Annotated in this window: 19 protein-coding genes; 11 read left to right on the top strand and 8 right to left on the bottom strand. The window is 71.0% G+C overall.

Translation table 11 applies throughout. The features are described 5' to 3' along the window. The first annotated feature begins 133 nt into the window (after positions 1-133). The gene (gene dcd / locus ACIGEP_RS09535; protein ID WP_396661383.1) at positions 134-739 is read left to right on the top strand and encodes a dCTP deaminase; all 606 of its coding nucleotides are present in this window, start codon (positions 134-136) and stop codon (positions 737-739) included. A gap of 6 nt (positions 740-745) precedes the next feature. Here the strand turns inward: dcd and ACIGEP_RS09530 are convergent, their stop codons facing one another. Beyond that, a complete protein-coding gene (locus tag ACIGEP_RS09530; RefSeq protein ID WP_396661382.1) occupies positions 746-1,261 on the bottom strand; it encodes a hypothetical protein in 516 nt (171 codons plus the stop codon). 144 nt (positions 1,262-1,405) lie between these two features. On the opposite strand from ACIGEP_RS09530, the gene ACIGEP_RS09525 reads away from it, so the two are divergent. After that, positions 1,406-1,915 carry a MarR family winged helix-turn-helix transcriptional regulator gene (locus ACIGEP_RS09525; RefSeq protein ID WP_396661381.1) on the top strand — a complete coding sequence of 170 codons (510 nt, stop codon included), beginning with the start codon at positions 1,406-1,408 and terminating at the stop codon, positions 1,913-1,915. A gap of 69 nt (positions 1,916-1,984) precedes the next feature. Continuing rightward, complete coding sequence (locus ACIGEP_RS09520; protein WP_396661380.1) at positions 1,985-3,652, top strand: BCCT family transporter; 1,668 nt, start codon at positions 1,985-1,987, stop codon at positions 3,650-3,652. 15 nt (positions 3,653-3,667) lie between these two features. On the opposite strand, the gene ACIGEP_RS09515 is transcribed toward ACIGEP_RS09520, so the two are convergent. From ACIGEP_RS09515 to ACIGEP_RS09500, 4 genes are read right to left on the bottom strand one after another with little or no spacing between them, the layout of a single operon-like run. Continuing rightward, complete coding sequence (locus ACIGEP_RS09515; protein ID WP_396661379.1) at positions 3,668-6,610, bottom strand: glycoside hydrolase family 2 TIM barrel-domain containing protein; 2,943 nt, start codon at positions 6,608-6,610, stop codon at positions 3,668-3,670. Further along, positions 6,607-7,365 (bottom strand): glucosamine-6-phosphate deaminase, encoded by a 759-nt coding sequence (locus ACIGEP_RS09510; RefSeq protein ID WP_396661378.1) that lies wholly within the window; start codon positions 7,363-7,365, stop codon positions 6,607-6,609. Before ACIGEP_RS09510 ends, ACIGEP_RS09515 begins: the two co-directional genes overlap by 4 nt. Beyond that, positions 7,362-8,306, bottom strand: coding sequence for a BadF/BadG/BcrA/BcrD ATPase family protein (locus ACIGEP_RS09505; protein ID WP_396661377.1), 945 nt, complete (start codon positions 8,304-8,306; stop codon positions 7,362-7,364). The genes ACIGEP_RS09510 and ACIGEP_RS09505 overlap by 4 nt, the downstream gene beginning before the upstream one ends. Continuing rightward, positions 8,299-9,483, bottom strand: a complete 1,185-nt coding sequence (locus ACIGEP_RS09500; protein WP_396661376.1) for an ROK family protein — start codon at positions 9,481-9,483, stop codon at positions 8,299-8,301. Before ACIGEP_RS09500 ends, ACIGEP_RS09505 begins: the two co-directional genes overlap by 8 nt. Before the next feature lie 199 nt (positions 9,484-9,682). On the opposite strand from ACIGEP_RS09500, the gene ACIGEP_RS09495 reads away from it, so the two are divergent. Together ACIGEP_RS09495 and ACIGEP_RS09490 are read left to right on the top strand one after the other, a co-directional pair. Next, positions 9,683-12,031, top strand: a complete 2,349-nt coding sequence (locus tag ACIGEP_RS09495; RefSeq protein ID WP_396661375.1) for a glycosyl hydrolase family 95 catalytic domain-containing protein — start codon at positions 9,683-9,685, stop codon at positions 12,029-12,031. A gap of 59 nt (positions 12,032-12,090) precedes the next feature. Further along, positions 12,091-12,726: an NADPH-dependent F420 reductase gene (locus ACIGEP_RS09490; protein ID WP_396661374.1), complete on the top strand. Its 636-nt coding sequence runs from the start codon at positions 12,091-12,093 to the stop codon at positions 12,724-12,726. An 88-nt stretch (positions 12,727-12,814) separates the two neighbouring features. Here ACIGEP_RS09490 and ACIGEP_RS09485 read toward each other — a convergent pair whose 3' ends face one another. Beyond that, the gene (locus ACIGEP_RS09485; RefSeq protein ID WP_396661373.1) at positions 12,815-14,221 is read right to left on the bottom strand and encodes an MFS transporter; all 1,407 of its coding nucleotides are present in this window, start codon (positions 14,219-14,221) and stop codon (positions 12,815-12,817) included. A 53-nt stretch (positions 14,222-14,274) separates the two neighbouring features. Beyond that, entirely contained in the window at positions 14,275-14,817 is a 543-nt protein-coding gene (locus ACIGEP_RS09480; RefSeq protein ID WP_396661372.1) for a GNAT family N-acetyltransferase, read from the bottom strand. Between the two features lie 182 nt (positions 14,818-14,999). Here ACIGEP_RS09480 and dnaK point away from each other — a divergent pair, with 182 nt between their 5' ends. The 5 genes from dnaK to ACIGEP_RS09455 all read left to right on the top strand — a co-directional run bounded on the left by dnaK (position 15,000) and on the right by ACIGEP_RS09455 (position 19,987). Next, positions 15,000-16,859: a molecular chaperone DnaK gene (gene dnaK, locus ACIGEP_RS09475; RefSeq protein WP_396661371.1), complete on the top strand. Its 1,860-nt coding sequence runs from the start codon at positions 15,000-15,002 to the stop codon at positions 16,857-16,859. Positions 16,860-16,861: 2 nt separating this feature from the next. Further along, positions 16,862-17,461 carry a nucleotide exchange factor GrpE gene (locus ACIGEP_RS09470; protein WP_396661370.1) on the top strand — a complete coding sequence of 200 codons (600 nt, stop codon included), beginning with the start codon at positions 16,862-16,864 and terminating at the stop codon, positions 17,459-17,461. Between the two features lie 11 nt (positions 17,462-17,472). After that, complete coding sequence (locus ACIGEP_RS09465; RefSeq protein WP_396661369.1) at positions 17,473-18,453, top strand: DnaJ C-terminal domain-containing protein; 981 nt, start codon at positions 17,473-17,475, stop codon at positions 18,451-18,453. A gap of 10 nt (positions 18,454-18,463) precedes the next feature. Continuing rightward, on the top strand, positions 18,464-18,904 hold the full coding sequence (locus tag ACIGEP_RS09460) for a heat shock protein transcriptional repressor HspR (RefSeq protein WP_064002620.1): 441 nt from the start codon (positions 18,464-18,466) through the stop codon (positions 18,902-18,904). 162 nt (positions 18,905-19,066) lie between these two features. Continuing rightward, entirely contained in the window at positions 19,067-19,987 is a 921-nt protein-coding gene (locus tag ACIGEP_RS09455; protein ID WP_396661368.1) for a hypothetical protein, read from the top strand. Between the two features lie 43 nt (positions 19,988-20,030). Here the strand turns inward: ACIGEP_RS09455 and ACIGEP_RS09450 are convergent, their stop codons facing one another. Then, positions 20,031-20,621, bottom strand: coding sequence for a hypothetical protein (locus ACIGEP_RS09450; protein WP_396661367.1), 591 nt, complete (start codon positions 20,619-20,621; stop codon positions 20,031-20,033). A gap of 31 nt (positions 20,622-20,652) precedes the next feature. Here ACIGEP_RS09450 and ACIGEP_RS09445 point away from each other — a divergent pair, with 31 nt between their 5' ends. After that, the gene (locus ACIGEP_RS09445) at positions 20,653-21,867 is read left to right on the top strand and encodes an endonuclease/exonuclease/phosphatase family protein (RefSeq protein ID WP_396661366.1); all 1,215 of its coding nucleotides are present in this window, start codon (positions 20,653-20,655) and stop codon (positions 21,865-21,867) included. The last annotated feature ends 27 nt before the right edge of the window (positions 21,868-21,894 follow it).

Genomic DNA, 21,894 nt, shown 5'->3' with positions numbered 1-21,894 from the left:
GGGCCGATGCGGTGACGAATGCACGACCGGTGGGGCTGGTGTCGCCCCGCGGCGGCGGCCTCGGCGACTGCAGCCCCGCCTATCGTGCATCCGTCGTGCGAAAAGCGGAGGGGGCGGCCAGTAGGCTGGCCGCGTGCTGCTCAGCGACCGCGACATCCGACTCGAGATCGACGGCGGCCGCATCGGCCTCGACCCGTGGGACCCGGCGATGGTCCAGCCCTCGAGCGTCGACGTGCGGCTCGACCGGTACTTCCGGTTGTTCGACAACCACAAGTACCCGTTCATCGACCCCACCGAGGATCAGCCCGAGCTAACCCGGCTCATCGAGGTCGCCCCCGACGAGCCGTTCATCCTGCACCCGGGTGAGTTCGCGCTCGGCGCGACGTTCGAGCAGATCACGCTGCCCGACGACGTCGCCGCGCGTCTCGAGGGCAAGAGCTCGCTCGGTCGCCTCGGGCTCATCACGCACTCCACGGCCGGGTTCATCGACCCGGGCTTCTCAGGGCACGTGACGCTCGAGCTCGCGAACGTCGCGACCCTGCCGATCAAGCTCTGGCCAGGGATGAAGATCGGCCAGTTCTGCTTCTTCCGGCTGAGCTCGCCCGCCGAGAACCCCTACGGCACCGGGCCCTACAAGAACCGGTATCAGGGGCAGCGGGGGCCGACGGCATCCCGCTCGTTCCAGAACTTCCACCGCACCGACGTCGGGACCACCGACGCCGGTGCGAAGGGGAACTGACCGCACTCAGTCCTGCTGCGCCTGCGCGTAGCCGCGGCTGAAGCCGCGCTCGTACGCCTCGGCGACGGCGGGATGCTGCGCGAATCCGGCACGGTCGCCGCAGCCGTGGCCGTGGTGGCCGTGCCGCTCGTGGTGTCCGAACCGCCCGGGCTCACCATGGGCGAAGCCGGGGTGCGGGAACCGACCGCCGAAACCGGGGCCGAAGCCGCGGCCGAAGCGGCGGCCGAACGGCCCGCGCGGGCCGCGGTGCTCCCGGACGGGACGGGACGGCATCGGCTGGGACTCATCCCAGCCCAGTTCGCGGGCGATCGCATCGAGCGAGCGGACCATCGCGTCGAGGTCGTCCTGGGGGACGGCGGCGGTGATCCGGTCCTGCACGCCGGCGACGATCTCGTCGCGACGAGCGGATGCCTCGGGCCCGGCTTCGTCCAGCTGTCGGCGCACCTCGCGGGCGAGCAGACGATGGACGAGCTTGAGGCGGTATCCGAGGGGCAGGGTGTGGTTGTCGTATGGGGTGTTCATGGGGTGTCCTTCCGGGACGTCGTGTCACCGGCGGGCTCTCCGCGATGACCATTGCATGTCACTGTGCAAGTACATGCAGTGTGACATGCATTACCGACATATGTCAAGTGACATGTATGCGTCACCGCGCGGTATCGTCGGAGGGTGACCGACCCGACCGCCGACCTCGACGCGCTCCTCGCGGCGTTCGCGCAGATGCGCCCCCGCGGCGGCCCGCACCGACCGCACGGCGGTCCCCACGGCAGAGGTCCGCACGAGGGCCCTCCGCCCTGGATGCGCGGCGGACCGGGATTCGGCCCGGGGATGCGGATGGCGGGCGCACCTGCCCGCATCCGCCTGCTGGACGCCCTCGTCCACGCCGAGCACCCGCTGTCGGTGAGCGAGATCGCCGACGCGATCGGCGTCGACCAGCCGCGCGCCTCGCGACTGGTGCAGCAGGCGGTCGACATGGGACTGGCCGCCCGCGAGGCGGACCCCGATGACGCTCGACGCACCCGCATCGCACTCACGTCAGAGGGGCGCCGCCGCGCGGGAGACTTCCGCGGCGAGCGGCGCGAGCGCCTCACCCGCGCGCTCGCCGACTTCACCGATGACGAGCGTGCCGAGCTCGTCCGTCTGCTCGGCAAGCTCGCGGCGTCCTGGCCGAGGGACTGACCCCTAACCCGGGGACCGCCGCCGACGCAAGAAGGTGAGCGGATGCCGCGGCCTCAGTAGCCTGGCGGGATGTCCGACAGCGCCCCTGTGTCAGAGACCGCCGCGACCACGCCGGGAGTGCGGGCGAAGCCGAGCGTCTGGGTGATCGCCCCCGCGGCGATCGTCGCGGTCGTCTTCAGTGCGTTCGCCATCGCGTTCCCCACGCAGGCCGAGGCGTTCTTCGGGACGATCCAGGGCGCCATCATCGACACGTTCAGCTGGTACTACGTTCTCATCACGGCGTTCTTCGTCGCCTTCTGCCTCTTCCTCGGGTTCAGCCGCTTCGGCGACATTCGCTTGGGCAAGGACGACGACAAGCCCGAGTTCTCCACAGGCGCGTGGTTCTCGCTGCTGTTCGCGGCGGGGATGGGCATCGGACTCGTCTTCTACGGGGTGAGCGAGCCGCTCAGCCATTTCGTCGACCCGAAGCCGGGTGTCGAGGGAACGCCCGCACAACTCGCGCAGTCCGCGCTGACGCAGACCTACCTGCACTGGGGCGTGCAGGCCTGGGCCGTCTACGTCGTGGTCGGCATCGCCCTGGCCTACGCCATCCACCGCCGGGGACGCCCCTTGTCGATCCGCTGGGCGCTCGAGCCCATCCTCGGCCGACGCGTGCGCGGCGGATGGGGCAACGCGATCGACGCGATCGCCCTCGTCGGCACGCTCTTCGGTGTCGCCACGAGCCTCGGCCTCGGCGTGCTGCAGATCAGTTCGGGCCTCGACAGCGCCGGGATCATCGCGAACCCCAGCCTCCTCGTGCAGGTGATCATCATCGCCGTCATCACGACGGCCGTGCTCTTCTCGGTCCTGTCGGGCGTGACCAAGGGGATGAAGTGGCTGTCGTCGCTCAACCTGATCCTCGCCGGGCTCCTGCTCCTGTTCGTCCTCTTCACCAACGACACGTTCTATCTTCTGCGCGAGTGGGTCCAGTCGATCGGCTCCTACCTGCAGGACTTCATCGGTCTGAGCTTCAGCGTGAGTGCGTTCCAGGGTGTGGAAGGGCAGGCGTGGCAGGCCACGTGGACGTCCTTCTACTGGGGATGGTGGATCTCCTGGGCGCCGTTCGTCGGGATCTTCATCGCCCGAGTGAGTCGGGGCCGCACCGTTCGGGAGTTCGTGATGGGTGTGCTCATCGTCCCGACTCTCGTCGGGGTGCTGTGGTTCGCCGTGCTCGGTGGGTCGGCGATCAAGCTCGAGCTCGACCGACCCGGCACGATGACCCAGTCCGACGGTTCCGTGAATGTCGAGGGCGCGCTCTTCCAGCTCTTCGATAACCTGCCCGCGCCGCTGCTGCTGACGATCGGCGCCCTCATCCTCATCGCGCTCTTCTTCGTCACCTCGGCGGACTCGGGTGCCCTCGTCATGGGCATGATCGCGACCGGGGGCGACCCCGAACCGAGCAAGCCGGTGCGCACCCTGTTCACGCTCATCACCGCGCTGCTGGCCATCTCCCTGCTCATCGCTGGTGGTCTCACCGCCCTGCAGACTGCGGCGATCATCATCGCGCTGCCGTTCAGCGTCGTCATGCTGCTCATCTGCTGGGCGACCGTCGTGGCGTTCCAGCGGGAGAGGCGTATCTACGACAAGGCCGAGCGCGCGCAACTGCTCGAGCACATCGGCGAGCACTACGGACTCGAGGTCGAGTCCGAGAACGAGCGCGGCATCCGCATCCCGTGGATCCGGAAGCGGGGCGACTGAGCCCCGCCTCCGGAGTCAGACGGTCTCGAACAGCAGCGCGAAGGACGCGTCGCGCGCCGGCAGGCGGTAGCGCGGCAGGACGCCGGGTCCGCAGGTCGCGGTCCCGACGCCCGACTGCGCGATGTCGATCGAGACGTGGGTCGCGGTCGGTTCGGGCAGCAGCGACGCGTGCGATGTCGTGCTGAGCATCGTCCGATCCCAGGGTGAGACGGTGAGGGCGACCCCCGCATCGAGCGCTTCACCGCCGACGACGCTCACCCGCACGGCGCCGTCGGTCGTGCGGATGACGGCGGTGCGCACCCCGCGTCGCGATCCGCTCTCCTGCGGCCTCACGTGCGGGGTGACGAGCTCGTCGCCACCGGCCGTGAACCAGCCGAAGTGCACGCCCGAGTCGGTGTCGGGGTAGCTGGGCCCCGGACCGAGGCCCGCGAACTCCATGCCGAGCGGCGCGCCCGCGAGGGTGACGTCGATGCCCAGTCGCGCCCAGTCGACGGTCCACGAGAACGGCGCCTTCTCGATCCACGAGTTGTCCCACGACCCGATGCTGCGCAGGTCGATCTCGAGGAGCAGTCCCTCGGGCACGCTCGACCAGCGCCACAGCGCGTCGACGCCGCTGTCGAACGAGGGCGCGCCGACACGGGTGTCGGCGACCAGGGCCGCGGCATCCGACTCGACGCTGCGGACACGGGTCTGCATCCGGTCGATCCGGGCCAGTGCCCACCGCTCCGCCATGGGCGGCAGGGTCGGCTCGTCCCACCCGGGAAAGAGGTCGTTGTCGGTCGGCGCCCGCCAGATGCCGATGCCGGGGCCTTCGACGACATCGAGGGAGCCGAGCCGCAGCGGACGCCCGCGTCGGTCGAAGCCGTCGGGGTCGGGTGCGGTCGCAGCCCCTACCTCGGGCGAGCCGGCCGCGACGTGCTGTCCCGTCGCGACGACGTGGCCGGCGGCGGCCCAGTCGGTCGCCTCGCGCAGGACGGCGTCGACGCTCACCACATCGGCGACGCGCGAGGTGGACACCGCGCGGGCCTCGACGGGCAGGTCGACCTCGCCGCGCTGACGCGGCCCCACGGCCGGGACCGCCAGCTCGCCCTGCGCCACGACCGCTCCGTCGACCTCGCGTCGCCACGTGAAGACGAGGCGGTCGGTGTCGACGTGGTCGTAGCGGTTCTGCAGTCGGATGCGGCGACGGTCGGCATCCACCTCGATCACGACGGGGGCGATGATCGCGGCGTAGTCCACGAGCCCGGGGCGCGGTTCCCGGTCGGCGCTGATCAGGCCGTCGATCACGAAGTTGTGGTCGTGGACCGATTCGCCGAAGTCGCCGCCGTAGCGGAACGCGCGTCGGCCGTTCTCGTCCTCGATCGCGATCGCATGCTCCACCCATTCCCAGATGAAGCCGCCCGCCAGCCGCGGGAACCGTTCGTAGAGCTCCCAGTACTCCTTCACGCCGCCGGGGCTGTTGCCCATCGCGTGTCCGAACTCGCAGTGCACGAACGGCAGCGAGCGACGGCGCAGCTCGGCGGCGCCGATGTCGGCCGGCGGGATCGCGTCGGCCTCCTCGCCGATCTCGTGGACCTCGTCGTGCGACGCGTACATGCGCGAGTACACGTCGGTGTCGCGGCTCGAGCGGTCGCCCTCGTAGTGGATGAGGCGGGTCGGGTCGTTCTCGCGCACCCACCGCGCCATCGCCCGGATGTTGCAGCCCGCGCCCGACTCGTTGCCGAGCGACCACATGATGACGCTGGGGTGGGTGCGGTCGCGCGTGACGGTGCGGCGGATACGGTCGACGAAGGATGCCTCCCACGCCGGGTCGTCGCTCGGGTTGCCGCGCCACGAGACGTACTCGTACTCGTGGGTCTCGAGGTCGCATTCATCGATGACGTAGAGGCCCAGCTCGTCGGTCAGGTCGAGGAACTCCGGATGCGGCGGGTAGTGCGACGTGCGCACGGCGTTGATGTTGTGCTGCTTCATCAGCACGAGGTCGCGGCGGGCGAGCTCGGTGGTGTGCACGCGTCCGCGCTCGGGGTCGTGCTCGTGACGGTTCACGCCGCGCAGCATGATCGGCCGGCCGTTGAGGGTGAGCACGCCGCCGTCGGCGCGGACGCGGCGGAAGCCGATGCGCACCGAGACGGTCTCGGATGCCGTGCGGAGCGTCGCGTCGTAGAGGCGCGGCGTCTCGGCGGACCACGGTTCGACGGCGCCGGCATCCACGGGGGCACGGCCGGCCGCGACGCCTGTGCGGATCCCCAGCTCGGGGACCTCGAGCACGGCGTCGGCGGGCGTCGTCACCTCGATCGTGCCGTGCCCGGTCTCGTGGTCGAAGTCGCCGGTCAGGACCGCGTCGTCGATGCCGCCGGCGGGGCGGGCGAGCAGGGTGACACTGCGGAAGATGCCGGGCAGCCACCACATGTCCTGGTTCTCGAGGTACGTCCCGTCCGAGAACTGCGCCACGCGCACCGCGATCACGTCGCCCTCGCCGGTGAGAACGTCGGTGACGTCGAACTCGTGCGTCAGGCGGCTGCCGCGGGTCGACCCCAGGCGTGCGCCGTTGACGAACACGTCGGCGGCGGACTCGATGCCGTCGAAGCGCAGGACGACGCGGCCCCCGGCATCCGTCACCCGTCGGATCGCGTCGTCGACGTCGATGCGGCGCACGTAGTCGCCGACCGGGTTCTCGTCGGGCGGGTAGGGCGGGTCGATGGGGAACGGGAACTGCACGTTCGAGTACGCCGGTGTGCCGAAGCCGCTCATGTTCCAGTGCGAGGGGACGCTGATCTCGTCCCAGCCGTCGGTCGCGCCCGCCGTCCAGTCGTCCTGCGGCGCGAGGGCGGGGGAGGGCGACAGGCGGAACCGCCACGGTCCGTCGAGCGACTGCGTGGGCGCGTCGGACCGCAGGCGGGTGCGGGGCGGGAGCGAGCCCTCGCCGGGGCCGATGCGCGCGACGTCGAACGCCGTCATCGCACGGCCTCGGTGGGGAGCGACGCGGGGCTCAACCGCGAGGCTGCCGCGGCGTCGAGGACGAGGGTGACGCGGTCGTGGCGCTGCAGGAAGGATGCCGGCAGGTCGGCCGTCTGCGGTCCTTCGACGGCGCGGGCGACAGCCTCGGCCTTCGACTCGCCCCACGCGATGAGGACGATCTCGCGGGCGTCGAGGATGGTGCCGATGCCCTGGGTGAGGGCGTGCGTGGGGACCTGGCCCGCGTCGCCGTCGAAGAAGCGGCTGTTGTCGGCGACGGTGCGGGGCGCCAGCTCGACGACACGCGTGCGGGAGTCGGGGGCGGAGCCGGGCTCGTTGAAGCCGATGTGCCCGTTCGCGCCGATGCCGAGGATCTGCAGGTCGACCCCGCCGGCCCCGGCGATCGCCGCCTCGTAGCGGGCGGCGGCCCCGGCCGGGTCCGCGGCGGAACCGTCGGGCACGTGCACGCGCGAGGGGTCGAGGCGCAGGGGCTCGGTGACCTCGCGGGCGATCACGGCGTGATAGCTCTCGGGGTGGTCGAGCGGCAGACCGACGTACTCGTCGAGCGCGAAGGCCGCGGCGCGCGTGAGGTCGAGGCCGTGCTGCACGCGTTCGGTGAGAGCGCGGTACAGCGGCTGCGGGCTCGATCCGGTCGCGACGCCGAGGACGGGGGCGGGCAGGTCGGCGATCGCGGCGGCGACGAGCGTCGCGGCGATCTCGCCGGCGCCGGCGGCATCGGGGGAGAGCAGGATCCTCACAGGAGCACCTTTCGGGGGGAGAACTGGTCGCGGCGGGCGGCCGCGAGGGCGAGGGCGCCGACGACGGGGGGTTCGTCGAGCACGTGCAGGTGGAGCGCACCGTCGCGGGTCCGCAGCTCGGTGCGCAGGAGTTCGGCGAGCAGCGGTTGCGCCGTCATGACACCGCCGGCCGCGACGACGTCCGAGCCGCGCGCGCCGCGCCGGCGCACGGCGACGACCGCGTCGGCGAGGTGGGTGGCCGACGCCGCGATGACCGTCTGCGCGATCGTCGAGCCGTCCGCGACGGCCGCGAACACCTCCGGCGCGAAACCGCCCCAGGACGCCTCGCTCGCGGCGGCCTGAAAGCGCAGCGCGAGGTCGACGTGGTCGACCGCCTCGAAGGCGGCGAGGAATCGTGCCCCGAGCGGATCGGCCATCGCGGCCGCACCGCTCTCGTCGACGGCGCGCAGCAGCGCCACGGCGGCACGTCGCGAGATCCCGGGCGCGCTCGCGTCGTCGGCGATGAGCCAGCCGTAGCCGTCCGCCGTCACCGGCTCACCGTCGGCGTCGAAGCCGACGATCACCGAACCGGTTCCGGCGATGACGCACACGGCGGTCTCGAGCCCCATGGCCGGGGCGAGGAGGACCGCATCGTTCACGACCTCGACGTGTCCCGGCATCCGCTCGCCCAGCAGCGCCGTCGCCTGCAGACGCTGCCGCGTGCTGTCGATCCCATGGGAGCCGACGATCGTCACGTCGGGGACGGTACCGGCCGTCTCGAGGACGAGCTGCGCGAGCCGATCGAAGTTGACGGTGTCGTCGAAGATCGCGCCGGCGCGCCACAGCTCGCTCGGCACGACGCGATCGACGGTCTCGCCGGCGACGAGCGCACGCAGGTGCGTCTTCGTGCCGCCGACGTCGACGCCGACGATCGCGCCGGTGGTCTCGATGAGGTCAGGCAAGGTACACCGCCCCTTTCACGTGGTCGATGATGAGCTGCCCGATGCCGACGAGGGCGGCGTCTTCGCCGAGGGCCCCGACGACCAGGGCGGGTGGTCGGGGGATGCGACCGTCGAGGCGGCGGGCGACACCGTCGACGAGCCGGTCGGTGCGCCGCGGCAGGCGACCCGCGAGGATCACGACACGACAGTCGAGGATCACCGACAGGGCGGCGACGGACATCGCGATGTGGTCGAGCAGCCGCTCGGCGCGCTCGCCGCCGGCGGCGCTCTCGTCGTCGAGGACGACCATCGTGGAGGCCTCGGCTCCCGAGGCCTCGGCGCCGGATGCGGCGGCGCCGCCGGTCGCTCCGAGGCTGAGCACACGCGTCTCGAGGTCGCCGCCGGTCGCGCGAGGGGCGGCGAAGGCCTGCGGGTCGGTGATCAGGTATCCGATCTCACCGGCCGCAGCACCCGCGCCGCGGACGAGGCGGTCGCCCGAGACGATGCCGGCGCCCACGCCGATCCCGAAGACGAGGGCTGCGAGGTCGCCGGTGCCCTGCCCGGCGCCGCGGGTCCACTCGCCGATCGTCACGGCGTTCGCGTCGTTCTCGACGACGACGGGCAGGCCCGTGCGCGCCTGCAGCAGATCGCGGGCGGCGAGACCGTTCCACTCGAGTTCGACCGAATCGCTCACGGAACCGTCGGCGCCGACGACGCCGGGGACGGACAGGCCGACCCCCTGGGCGGGACTCCCGAGGTCGGCGGCGGCACGGATGAGGCGGTCGGCGAGCACCCCGACCCCCTCGAGGCGCGACGACGCCGTGAGCCGCCCCTCGGCATCCTGCAGCGACTGGACGTCGGTGCGACGGGTCTGGCCGCCCAGATCGATGAGCGCCCCGCGGGCGACGGCGGAGGTGACGTCGACGGCGACGACCGTGCGGGCCTCGCCCAGGTGGCGGTAGCGGTGGGTGGGGCGGCCGATACCGCCGTTGTCGCGTTCGACGCCGAGCAGGCCCTCGTCGACCATGCGGGCGCACAGGCGGTGCACGGTCGCCGAGGCGAGTCCGGTGGCGGCGACGAGCTCGGCGCGGCCCAGGGGGCCGGCCGCGAGGGCATCGAGGATCGCGGTGCGGTTGATGCGGGTGACGTCGGCGTTGGTCGCCGTGCCCCTGCTCCCCGCTGTCCGCTCGCCGTTCACGATTCCCTTTCGCGCCTTTTCGTCTTACTCTGAGATAAAAGCAGACGGATGCCGGGGGCGCAAGGCCGGCCGCGGCACCGTCTATCGTCGGAACGGTGCCCTCGCAGGCGCGCGTCCCGCGCGCGAGGCCCCCATGCCCGTCGCGGCCCCGCATCCCCCCGCTGCGGCATCCGGCCGTCACCGGCCGAGAGGAAACCCCATGACCGAGCACGTGCTGTGGTACCGCCGCCCCGCCGAGACCTGGAACGAGGCGCTCCCGCTGGGCAACGGCGCCCTGGGGGCGATGTGCTTCGGCGGCGTCGCCGACGCGCTGCTGCGCCTGAACGACGAGACCGTGTGGTCGGGCAGCCCGGCCAGTGAACTCGCGGCGCCGATCGTCACGGCCGAGGAGGCCCGCGACGCGCTCGCCGCTGCGCGCGACGCCGTCGCCGACGGCCGCGAGGACGAGGCGGACGTGCTCGTGCGCCGTCTGCAGCACCGCCACGCGCAGTCGTTCCTGCCGTTCGCCGATCTGCGTCTGCGCATCGACGGGGCGGATGCCGCCGAGCTCACCGGGTACCGACGCGAACTCGACCTGGGCACCGCGACGCACACGGCTGTCGGCGGACTCGACGGCAACCGCGTGCACCACCGCACCTGGATCAGCGCGCCCCACCACGTGCTCGTGCACGAGCTCGAGAGCGACGACCCGATCGACGTGCGCGTTGAGATCGAGACACCGCTGCGCGAACTCGGACGCGTCGAGAACGACGCCGCCACGACGCTGCTCGTCCAGGTGCCGTCGGACGTGACGCCGCCGCACGACGAGGTCGACGAGCCGATCGTCTTCGACGACGAGGCGCCCTCGGTGCGGGGTGCGCTGCACCTGCGGATCCTCACCGACGGAACCCTCGTGCGCGGCGGTCGGGTCCTTCGCGCCACGCGGGTGACGGTCGTCCTCGCCACCGCGACCACCTTCACCGGGATGGGGCGGATGCCCGAGGGTACCGAGCGTGCCGCGGCCCGGCGCGCGACCGAGCTGGTGAACGCCGCGGTCGCAGAGGGTCTCGACGAGGTGCGCACCGCGCAGCTGCGCGACCACGCCCGCCTCTACGACCGCGCCGAGCTGACGCTCGCAGCCGCGCCGGAGGTGGGCGAGCTCGACACCGCCGAGCGGCTCCGGGCGCTCGGCGAAGGCGACGCCGTCGACGTGGCGCGCGACCCCGGCATGGCCGCGCTGCTGTTCCACTACGGCCGGTACCTGCTCATCTGCTCCTCGCGCCCGGGCGGCCTGCCGGCGACGCTGCAGGGCATCTGGAACCAGGACGTCCGCCCCGAGTGGAGCTCGAACTACACGACGAACATCAACGTCGAGATGAACTACTGGGCGGCGCACACCACCAACCTCAGCGAGACCGAGGAGCCCCTGCTCGGGCTGCTGGACGCACTCGCCGACAGCGGCGCCGAGACCGCGCGCCGGCTGTACGACGCCCCCGGCTGGGTCGCGCACCACAACACGGATGCCTGGGGCTACACCCAGCCCGTCGGCGACGGTCGGCACGACGCCGCCTGGGCGTTCTGGCCGATGGCCGGCCTCTGGCTGGGCCTGCATCTCGCAGAGCGGGAGGCCTTCGGCGTGACCGACCGCGCCGAACGCCTGCGCGCGTTCCGGCTGCTGCGCGGAGCGACGGCGTTCGCCCTCGCGTGGACGACGGTGTCGGACGACGGGGTGCGCGGGACCGCGCTGTCGACCTCGCCCGAGAACGTCTTCCGCACCGCGAGCGGCGGCTCGGCGGCCGTCGCGGAGTCGGCGACCCTCGACGTCGTCCTGCTGCGCGCGCACCTGGACTCCTTCGTCCGCGCCGCACATCTCGTCGGCCAGGAGGACGACCCGCTCGTCGCCCAGGCGACCGATGCTCGCGCACAGCTGCCCGAGATCCCCGTCGTCGACGGGACGATCGCCGAGTGGCCGGCTGGGCGCGAGGCGGTCGACCCGCACCACCGCCACCTCTCGCCGCTCGTCTTCGTCTACCCCGGGACCGAGCCGCTCACCGACGAGCTCGCCGCCGCGGCATCCCGCTTCCTCGACCTGCGCGAGGACGAGTCGACCGGCTGGTCGCTCGCGTGGAAGATCGCGCTCCGCGCCCGGCTGGGCCAGCCCGAGCGCGTCGCCGCGCTGCTCGAGCTCGTCTTCCGCGACATGTCCGTCGACCGAGGCGACCAGTCCGGTGGGCTGTACGACAACATGCTCGCCGCGCACCCGCCCTTCCAGATCGACGGCAACTTCGGCTACACAGCGGGGCTCGCCGAGTGCCTGCTGCAGTCGCACGGCGACACGATCGACCTGCTCCCGGCGTTGCCGGCGGCGCTCGGCGCCGGCGCGGTGCGGGGGCTCGTCGCGCGCCCCGGCATCGAAGTCGACCTCGCCTGGGATGCCGACGGTGTCGTCACCTCGGCGCGAGCGCGGGCCCGCTCAGCGGGTGCCGAGGGAACGCACGCGTTCCGGCACGGCGACCAGCGGATCGAGGCTGTGGTCGGCTCGGCGTGGAGCGTGCTCATCGGGGAGTGATCGGCATCCCCCAGCCCTCGTTCGGGAATGCCCACGGTCTCGTGGCGTTCCCTCGAGACATGACACACGTAGGAATCATCGGCGCAGGACACATCGGCTCGGCCATCGCACAGATGCTGGTCGGGCAGGGCCATCAGGTCGCGATCGCGAACTCGCGCGGGCCGGAGACCCTCGCAGCGCTCGTCGCCGAGCTCGGCGAGAACGCGCAGGCCATGACGGCAGCGGAGGCCGCCGCCTTCGGTGAGTGGGTCGTGGTGACGGTGCCGCTCAAGGCGATCGACGACCTTCCCGTCGCGGAGCTCGCCGGCAAGATCGTCGTCGACACGAACAACTACTACTGGGAGCGCGACGGGCACATCGCCGAGCTCGACGAGAAGAAGACCACGACCTCGCGCATGCTGCAGGAGCGGCTGCCGCAGTCGACCGTCGTCAAGGGCTTCAACCACATCGGAGCCGCTGACATCCCGACCACCGGCGCTCCGGCCGGGTCGCCGAACCGTCGTGCCCTCGCGACCGCGAGCGACTCGCAGGACGGCGTGACCTTCATCACGAAGCTCTACGACGACTTCGGCTTCGACACCGTCTCGATCGGCGGGCTCGACGACAGCTGGCGCGTCGAGCGCGACCAGCCCGCCTACGGCGTGCGGCAGACCGCCGACGAGCTGCGCGAGAACCTCGCCCGCGCCGAGCGCTGACCCCCGGCATCCGCTCACGAGCCGACGCGAACGGCGCTCATCCGCTGCGGATGGATGCCGGACGCGTCGGCTCGCGGCGTTGCGGGGGTCAGCGCAGGTGGGCGGGGCGCGGCAGCTTGACGAAGAGCATGAGCACGAGCCCGAGCGCCAGGACGATAGCGATGCCCAGGATGCCCCAGTAGGTCGCCCCGAAAACGGCGATGAACAGGGTCCACATCGCCGGCGCCAGGAAGCTCACGACGCGGCCGGTGGTCGCGTAGAGCCCGAAGACCTCACCCTGCATGTGCTCCGGCGTGACGCGCGCGAGGAGCGAGCGGGTCGACGCCTGGGCGGGACCGACGAACGCGCACAGGAGCAGCCCGAGGATCCAGAACGGCAGCTTGCCGGCGTCGTGCAGCAGGAAGACCGCGAGGGCGGTGACGACGAGACCGCCGAGCGAGACCAGGATGATCGCGCGGGCGCCGTACCGGTCGTCGAGGCGACCGGCGATGACCGTCGAGATGCCGGCGACGAGATTGGCGGCGATGCCGAACAGGATGACCTCGTTCGGCGAGAACCCGAAGGCGACGGAGGCGAGAACGCCACCGAAGGCGAAGACGCCGCCGAGGCCGTCGCGGTAGACGGCGCTCGCGAGCAGGAACCACGCCGTCGGGCGGTGCGTGCGGAAGAGGTTCTTGATCGAGCGGAAGAACTCGCGGAACCACGCGCCGAACCCGAGCGGGGGTGTGCCGGCCGGGGCGGGAGGTTCGGGGACGTTGCGGAACAGGGGGATTGCGAAGACGATCGTCCACGCGGCGCAGCCGACGGCGATGAGGCGGTACGCGAGGCCGTTCGACGTGTCGAGCCCGAACCAGTCCGCCGCGTTGAGGACGACGACGGCGACAAGCGCGAGGATGCCGCCGATGTACCCGAGTCCCCAGCCGAGGCCCGACACCTTGCCGATCGTGCGCGGCGTCGACACGCTGACCAGCAGCGCGTTGTAGTTCACGCCGGCGATCTCGGACGCGACCGCTCCGAGCGAGACCAGGATCGCTCCGAGCCAGAAGTACGAGGGCTCGGCGAAGACGAAGAAGAGGGCGAACTGGAGGAGGGCGAGAAGGGCGGTCGCGATCAGCAGCCAGCGCTTCTTGCGGCCCTTGCGGTCGGCGACCTGGCCGAGGATCGGGGCCAGCAGCAGGATCGCGAGCCCCGCGAGGGTCGATACGAGCCCGTATCCGCTCGAGAGCTCGGCGAGGGCCGACTCCTTGATCGGGTCGTCCGCGGCGAGCCGGGCGATGTCCTCGGGCAGGAACGTGTCGGACACGAGGTATAGCGACACGAAGACGAAAGTCAGGATGACCGAGTTGAACGGCTGCGTCGCCCAGTCCCACATCGCCCAGGAGACGACGCTCTTGCGGGCGACGGGACGCTCCTCGAGGTCCTGGAACATCACGGGCAGTGCGCCGCTGTCGGCGGTGGCGGGGATCTCGGGCGTCCCGCCGGTGGAACGCGTCATGAGGCGCACACTACCGCGCGTTCGGTACTTCCCGGTGACGTGGACTCACCCGGTCAGGGGGCGTCCCACACGACCGGAGTGACGGTGCCGTCGCGCCAGTCGCGGCGCAGGATGCTGTACGCGACGGACGCCAGCAGCCGCCCGTCGTCGACAGGCCAGCCCTCGCGGTAGTAGGCCTCCTGCACCCATCCGCAGCGGACGAACACGCGGCGCATCGCCATGTTGTCCTCCCGCGTCTGCCCCTCGAACCTGTTCACCTCTGGCATGGTCGTGAACACGTGGTCGGTCGCGGCGCGGAGGACGTCTGCAGCGAGCCCACGACCGCGGTGGGTGGTATCGAGGCGCAGATCGAACAGCGGAGCGTCCTCGCTCAGGTCCTCGAGGCGGAAGAAGCCCAGGCGACCGTGCTCTTCGGAGTCGATCCAGAAAGACGCATGATCCTCGTCTGCGTACGCACCATCGTCGATCGCCTGCGCGATCTGCGCCGCCGTGGGGTGCGTCCGCACGTGGAAGGGGAAGGGCTGCGAGGTCATGAACGCGAAGAGGGCGTCGCGGTCGGCGCCGGTCGGGTCGAGGGGGGTGAAACGGATCGGCATCCGTCCACGCTAACGGCGGGCGGGAAGCGGTGAGTCAGCCCTGCAAACTTGATATGAGTGGACTCAAGTTACTTTGACACGGCGACGGCGCCGGATTATCCTTGAGTCATCGCGGCTCAGGTTGTGGCCGAAGTCGCGAGAAGACTTCAGATCTACGCAAACGCCACACGAAGGAGAAACACATGGCACGTGCAGTGGGAATCGACCTCGGAACGACCAACTCGGTTGTCGCCGTCCTCGAAGGTGGCGAGCCGAAGGTCATCGCCAACGCCGAGGGTCTGCGCACGACCCCCTCGGTCGTCGCGTTCACGAAGGACGGCGAGGTGCTCGTCGGCGAGACCGCGAAGCGCCAGGCCGTCACGAACGTCGACCGCACCCTGACCTCCGTCAAGCGCCACATGGGCACCGACTGGAAGACCCAGGCGATCGACGGCAAGAACTACACGCCGCAGGAGATCTCGGCCCGCATCCTCCAGAAGCTCAAGCGCGACGCCGAGCAGTACCTGGGCGACACGGTGACGGATGCCGTCATCACCGTCCCCGCCTACTTCAACGACGCCGAGCGTCAGGCCACGAAGGAGGCCGGCGAGATCGCGGGCCTCAACGTGCTCCGCATCATCAACGAGCCCACCGCCGCCGCCCTCGCCTACGGCCTCGACAAGGGCAAGGAGGACGAGCTCATCCTCGTCTTCGACCTCGGTGGTGGAACCTTCGACGTCTCGCTCCTCGAGGTGGGCAAGGACGACGACTTCTCGACCATCCAGGTGCGCTCGACCGCCGGTGACAACCGCCTCGGCGGTGACGACTGGGATCAGCGCATCGTCGACTACCTGATCAAGCAGTTCAAGGACACCAGCGGTGTCGACGTCTCGAACGACAAGATCGCGCTGCAGCGCCTCAAGGAGGCTGCCGAGCAGGCGAAGAAGGAGCTCTCGAGCTCGCAGTCGACCTCGATCAACCTGCCGTACCTCTCGCTGACCGACTCCGGCCCCGTGTCGCTGTCCGAGACGCTGAGCCGCGCCAAGTTCGAGGACCTCACCAAGGACCTGCTCGACCGCACCAAGAAGCCGTTCGAGGACGTCATCCGCGAGGCCGGCATCAAGGTCGCCGACATCGACCACGTCGTGCTCGTCGGTGGATCGACGCGTATGCCCGCCGTGAGCGAGCTCGTGAAGAAGGAAGCCGGCAAGGAGCCCAACAAGGGCGTCAACCCGGACGAGGTCGTCGCCGTCGGCGCCGCGTTGCAGGCCGGTGTCCTCAAGGGTGAGCGCAAGGACGTGCTGCTCATCGACGTCACCCCGCTGAGCCTCGGCATCGAGACCAAGGGCGGCATCATGACCAAGCTCATCGAGCGCAACACGGCCATCCCGACCAAGCGCAGCGAGACCTTCACGACCGCCGACGACAACCAGCCGTCGGTCGCCATCCAGGTCTTCCAGGGCGAGCGCGACTTCACCCGCGACAACAAGCCGCTCGGCACGTTCGAGCTCACCGGCATCGCGCCGGCGCCCCGCGGCATCCCCCAGATCGAGGTCACCTTCGACATCGACGCGAACGGCATCGTGCACGTGTCCGCCAAGGACAAGGGCACCGGCAAGGAGCAGTCGATGACGATCACGGGTGGCTCCTCGCTGCCCAAGGACGACATCGAGCGCATGGTGCGCGAGGCCGAGGAGCACGCGGCCGAGGACAAGAAGCGCCGCGAGGCCGCCGAGGTCCGCAACCAGGCCGAGACGCTCTCGTACTCGATCGAGAAGCTGCTCACCGAGAACGCCGACAAGCTGCCCGAGGACGTGAAGACCGAGGTCCAGGCCGACGTCGACGCGCTCAAGACGGCGCTCGCGGGCGACAACGACGACACCGTCAAGGACGCCTACGACAAGCTCAACTCGTCGCAGACGAAGATCGGCGAGGCGATCTACGCCGCGAGCCAGGCTGAGGCCGCGCAGGCCCCGACCGACGCGCCGGCCGGTGAGCAGGCGGCATCCGATGAGGACGTCGTGGACGCCGAGGTCGTCGACGACGAGGACGAGAAGAAGTAAGCATGGCGGACAAGGACTTCGACAAGCCGGACGACGGCGACGAGGTCGTGGACTCCGGGGCTGCCGACCAGGCGGCCCCGGAGGGTGCCGCCGAGGGTCCCGACACGCAGCCGGAAGAGCTGACGGTCGACGACATCCTCGGCGCCGCCCAGTCCGACGAGGCCGCGGTCGCCGATGCTCCCGCCGAGGAGCACGACCTCGTCCTCGACCTCAAGCGCGTCCAGGCCGAGTACGCCAACTACCGCCGCCGCACCGAGGACCAGCGCGAAGTGGAGATCGCGCGCGCCAAGGGTTCCGTCGCCAAGGGGATGCTTCCGGTCCTCGACGACCTCGACCGTGCCGAGAAGCACGGCGACCTCCAGGAGGGGACGCCCCTCGCGGCGATCGCCGACAAGATCCGCACCGTCGTCGCCCGCCTGGGCGTCGAGCGCTACGGCGAAGCCGGCGAGGCCTTCGACCCGCAGCAGCACGAGGCGATCTTCCAGGCGCCGACCCCCGGCACCACCGAGGCGACCATCCTCGAAGTGGTCGAGGTCGGATACCGTCTGGGTGATCTCGAACTGCGTCCGGCGAAGGTCGTGGTCGCCGTTCCGGCCGAGTAAGGGGCGCGCTCATGGCCAGTCAGGATTGGTTCGACAAGGACTTCTACAAGGTGCTCGGGGTGTCCAAGGATGTCTCGGACGCCGACCTGAAGAAGACGTACCGCAAGCTGGCGCGCACCTACCACCCCGACTCGAACGCGGGGGATGCCGCGGCCGAGGCGAAGTTCAAGGAGATCAGCGAGGCGTACTCGGTGCTCAGCGACAAGGAGCAGCGCGCCGAGTACGACCAGCTGCGCGCGATGGGCTCGGGAGCGCGCTTCCAGCCCGGGGCGAGCGGCGGCGGCTTCGAGGACGTGTTCAGCCGCTTCTCGACCGGCGGGGGAGCCCAGCAGGCCGACTTCGACGATCTGTTCGCGATGTTCGGGCAGCAGGGCGGCGGCCGGTTCGGCTCCGGTCGGTTCGGGCAGTCGAGCGGCGGGTTCCGCGGCTTCGGCGGCCCGCAGCGCGGTGCCGACGTGACCGCTCGCACGACGCTGGACTTCACCACCGCCGTCAAGGGCGACACGATCACCCTGCAGGGTGAGGACGGCAAGCCGATCAAGGTCAAGATCCCCGCGGGGGTCTCGGACGGGCAGAAGATCAAGCTGCGTCGACGTGGCCGCCCGTCGCCGGACGGCGGCGAAGCCGGTGACATCGTGCTCACGGTCGGCGTGCGCCCGCATCCCGTCTTCACGCGCGAGGGGCTGAACCTCCGCATCCACGTCCCCGTGACGTTCACCGAAGCGGCCCTCGGCGCGACGATCGAGGTGCCCACGCTCGGCGGCGACGTCGTCAAGCTGCGCGTCGCTCCCGGGACCCCGTCGGGGCGCGTGCTGCGCGTCAAGGGTCGGGGCGTGCAGACGACGAAGGGCACAGGCGACCTGCTCGCCGAGGTGCAGGTCGCGGTCCCGACGCACCTGGACGGACCGGCGCGCGAGGCGCTGGAACGCTTCCACGAGCTGGAACCCAAGGAGAATCCCCGCGCCGATCTGATGGCCAAGGCGCGCGAGTGAGGTGAGAGGCATGGCGAACGAGCAGGTCGACGAAGAAGCGCCGATCCTCGCGATCGCGGTGGCTGCGGAACTCGCCGGCATGCACCCGCAGACGCTGCGCCAGTACGACCGGCTGGGACTCGTGGTACCGGCGCGCACCCGAGGCGGGTCGCGCCGGTACTCCCTCCGGCACGTCGCGCAGCTGCGCGAGGTTGCCCAGATGTCGGCCGACGGCGTGAGCCTGCCGGCGATCTCGCGCATCATCGAGCTCGAGAACGAGGTGCGGATGCTGCGCCGCGAGGTCTCGGGTCTGCAGGCGCGCCTGCGCGACGAGGTCGCCGCCCGCCGCGGGGCCCGGGTCTTCGCGGCGGGCGCGACCGGCTCGGTCGTGACCCTCCGCCAGGGCACCCGCGTGCGCCGCGCGACCGATGTCGTCCTGTGGCGCCCGCATCCGTCCCCCTCTGACGACTGACGCCTGGGGCTGCGTCGAGCCGTCGCAGATGGTCGCTGGTTCGCGCTGGCGGTGACCATCTGCGACGGGTCGAGGTTCCTCCCCGGGCGGGGGAAGAAGCGGAGGCTCCCCAGGTGGTGAGATGGGCGACCGGATGCCGCGTGAGCGGGAGACCCTGCTCCCATGTCGAGTCCGTCGTCCCGGGGTCTGCCTGAGCGCTTCACGGTCGCGCAGGGCCTCGAGGCCGGCCTCACTCGACAACGACTCCGCAACCCGGCGCTGGCTGCCCCCTTCTACGGCGTGCGCACTCGTCACCCACCCGACGATGTCCGCGCGCTCGCTCTCGCCTACGCGCCCAAGCTGCGCGAGAACGAGCACTTCTCGCACGCCACTGCGCTGCTCCTCGTCGGCGGTTGGGCTCCGGTCCGGCTGCGTCGTGCGCTCGATGTGACCCCGCCCGCGGTCCGGGCGCGCGGGGACGGTGTCCGAGGCCACGAGCTGACGGTCGCGCGGGTGCGCTCCGCTCACGGAGTGCCGGTGGCCGACCCGGCGGTCGCGTGGTGCCAGGCAGCATCCCTTCTCGACGACCGAGAACTGGTCATCGCAGCGGACGCGCTCCTGCGCCGCCACCAGCAGATACTCACCCTCGACCAGCTGTCCGATGAGGTCGCCGATCGAGCGGGTCGCCGCGGCATCCGTCGGCTGCGTCGAGCGCTCGAGCTGACTGAACCGCGCACGGACTCCGTTGCCGAGACTCTCCTCCGGCTGGACGCGCGTGAAGCCGGGCTCCCGCGGTCCGAGGTGAACGCGGAGATCCGCGATGCGCGCGGTCGTTTCCTCGCGTACGGCGATCTGGTGCACGCGCCGACGAAGGTGCTTCTCGAGTACGACGGCCAACAGCATCGACTCGACGACCGTCAGTACGCCCGCGACGTCGATCGACTCGACGACCTCGCGGCCGCAGGATGGCGCGTCATCCGCGTGAACCGCTCTCACCGGGGCATCGCGCGCCGGCACGCCCTCGACCGCGTCCGCTGCGCGCTCATCGAGCGCGGCTGGCGTCCCGAACCGTCGCACATGGTTGCCCAGCGGCGTGGAAGGTGACCATCTGAGACGGCTCGGCGAGCGGGCGAGCGGATGCCGGGGGTCAGGCGGGATCGATGCGCAGGGTGCCGGGGCCCTCGCCGACGGTGAGGTCGTCGACCAGGCGCAGGGAGCGGGCGAGGGCGTCGACGGCGGGGATGACGGTGCCGAAGCGCTCGCGGTCGGAGATGACCGCGGTGAGCGTGACCAGGTGCGTGCCGGTGTCCCAGGTGTAGGACGCGAACGGCGTCTGCCGGGGGTTCGGCGGCAGCGGCATCTCGAGCTTCTCGCCGACGCCGAGAGTCGAGCCGGTGAACGTGACGGTGTCGTCGTACTCGATCGGCATGCTCGCGCGCATCGTGCGCAGTTGCGGCGTGAGCTCCTGCACCTGCGCCATCGCCACCAGCAGCTCGGGGTCGTCCTTCCACACCCACGCCAGCAGACGTCCGTCCGCCCGACGCATGAGCGCCGGGATCGCCTGGCTCATCGCCCAGGCCGCCACCTTGCTGCCGGGCTGCTCACGCCCGAAGGCGGCATTCGCCTGGGCGAGCAGCATCCCGATCGCCTTCTTGCGGGCGCGTCGTCCGCGGAACCCGAAGGACCCGGTGATCGGGACCCATCGCGCGGGGTCCGCCTGGGCAGAGATTCGCGTCATGCCGACAAGCGTAGGTTGCTATCATCCGCCTATGCTGCGCGTCCCCCACGCTCGCAGCGCCGTCGCAGTGATCGTCGCGATCGCGCTCGCCCTCGTCCTCCCCGTCTCCCCGGCATCCGCCGCGGCTGCGGTGCCCGCCAAGCCCGGTCTGGTGAACTACGTCGGTGCCTCGACGACGTCGCTGACCGTCGACTGGGCCGACATCCCGGGAGCGACGAGCTACTACGTCTACGCCGGGACGAGCCACGCGCAGGTCACCCGGCCCGAGCATCCCGTGAACCAGAAGGTCACGACCTCGAAGGCGACGGTCACGGGACTGAAGCCGGGCGTCGCCTACTTCATCCAGGTCCGCGGAGTGTCGTCTGCCGGGATGGGCCCGCGCTCGTCCCCGGTCGCGCACGAGACGATCACGGCACAGGCGACCCTGCCGTCGACGTGGCCGAGCTACCACGCGGTGAGCTGGAACGTCTGCTCCAACGTCTGCTCGGGCTTCTCGTCGCGCAAGACCGTCATCGACAGGAGGATCGCGGAGCTCGCGCCCGACATCGTCGGACTGCAGGAGGCGTCGAAGTACACCGCCGCGCCCTCGGGCTACCGCTTCGCCTACAACGGACAGAACGACATCCTCATCCGGAACGGCCGGTTCGCGCCCGTCGCAGCGAAGTCCGGTGGTGCGACCTCCGGCGCGGCCGTCTTCCCGTCGACCTACGCGCCCGCCGGCAAGGGGATGTCGTGGGCCGCGGTCCGGCACAGTTCGAGTGCCTACCTGCTCGTCGTGGACACGCACCTCGTGGTCGGCACCTCGGCATCCCTCGTCCGTCAGCGCGAGTACGAGGCCGGCAAGCTCGCGGACGCGATCTCGGCGACGCTGACAAAGCTCAACAAGACCCACCGGTCGCTCACCGACTGGACGAAGGCACCGGTCATCGTCATGGGCGACTTCAACACGCACAAGTCCCGGACGGGCGACAAGACCATGGCGGTGCTCGAGCAGCGCGGATGGCACGACGCGTACGACCAGGCGCGCGTGCTCAGCCTGCAGCACTACAACACCGCGAACCCGACCATGTCGCTCACCCCGTTCGTCAGCGTCACGTGGGGCGACCACATCGACAAGGTGCTCGTGCGGCCCTCGCGGTCGGTCGTGTTCCGGTGGGCGAACGCCGGCAAGACGGCGAACGGCAAGTGGATCGGGCCCCTCGGATCGGACCACCACCCGCTCTCGGTACGCGTCGGTCTGCGCTGATCCGGGGCCGGGCGCGCCGCGCTCCCA

The organism is Microbacterium sp. NPDC077663, assembly GCF_044542795.1.
Taxonomy (GTDB): domain Bacteria; phylum Actinomycetota; class Actinomycetes; order Actinomycetales; family Microbacteriaceae; genus Microbacterium.
This window is presented reverse-complemented; position numbering and strand designations above follow the sequence as displayed.

Coding starts and splice junctions, on each gene's coding strand:
- ACIGEP_RS09470 (WP_396661370.1), top strand. CDS start 16,862: ATGGCGGACAAGGACTTCGACAAGCCGGACGACGGCGACGAGGTCGTG.
- ACIGEP_RS09450 (WP_396661367.1), bottom strand. CDS start 20,621: ATGACGCGAATCTCTGCCCAGGCGGACCCCGCGCGATGGGTCCCGATC.
- ACIGEP_RS09485 (WP_396661373.1), bottom strand. CDS start 14,221: ATGACGCGTTCCACCGGCGGGACGCCCGAGATCCCCGCCACCGCCGAC.
- ACIGEP_RS09465 (WP_396661369.1), top strand. CDS start 17,473: ATGGCCAGTCAGGATTGGTTCGACAAGGACTTCTACAAGGTGCTCGGG.
- ACIGEP_RS09515 (WP_396661379.1), bottom strand. CDS start 6,610: ATGACGGCGTTCGACGTCGCGCGCATCGGCCCCGGCGAGGGCTCGCTC.
- dnaK (WP_396661371.1), top strand. CDS start 15,000: ATGGCACGTGCAGTGGGAATCGACCTCGGAACGACCAACTCGGTTGTC.
- ACIGEP_RS09480 (WP_396661372.1), bottom strand. CDS start 14,817: ATGCCGATCCGTTTCACCCCCCTCGACCCGACCGGCGCCGACCGCGAC.
- ACIGEP_RS09455 (WP_396661368.1), top strand. CDS start 19,067: ATGTCGAGTCCGTCGTCCCGGGGTCTGCCTGAGCGCTTCACGGTCGCG.
- ACIGEP_RS09495 (WP_396661375.1), top strand. CDS start 9,683: ATGACCGAGCACGTGCTGTGGTACCGCCGCCCCGCCGAGACCTGGAAC.
- ACIGEP_RS09460 (WP_064002620.1), top strand. CDS start 18,464: ATGGCGAACGAGCAGGTCGACGAAGAAGCGCCGATCCTCGCGATCGCG.
- ACIGEP_RS09445 (WP_396661366.1), top strand. CDS start 20,653: ATGCTGCGCGTCCCCCACGCTCGCAGCGCCGTCGCAGTGATCGTCGCG.
- ACIGEP_RS09520 (WP_396661380.1), top strand. CDS start 1,985: ATGTCCGACAGCGCCCCTGTGTCAGAGACCGCCGCGACCACGCCGGGA.
- ACIGEP_RS09490 (WP_396661374.1), top strand. CDS start 12,091: ATGACACACGTAGGAATCATCGGCGCAGGACACATCGGCTCGGCCATC.
- ACIGEP_RS09530 (WP_396661382.1), bottom strand. CDS start 1,261: ATGAACACCCCATACGACAACCACACCCTGCCCCTCGGATACCGCCTC.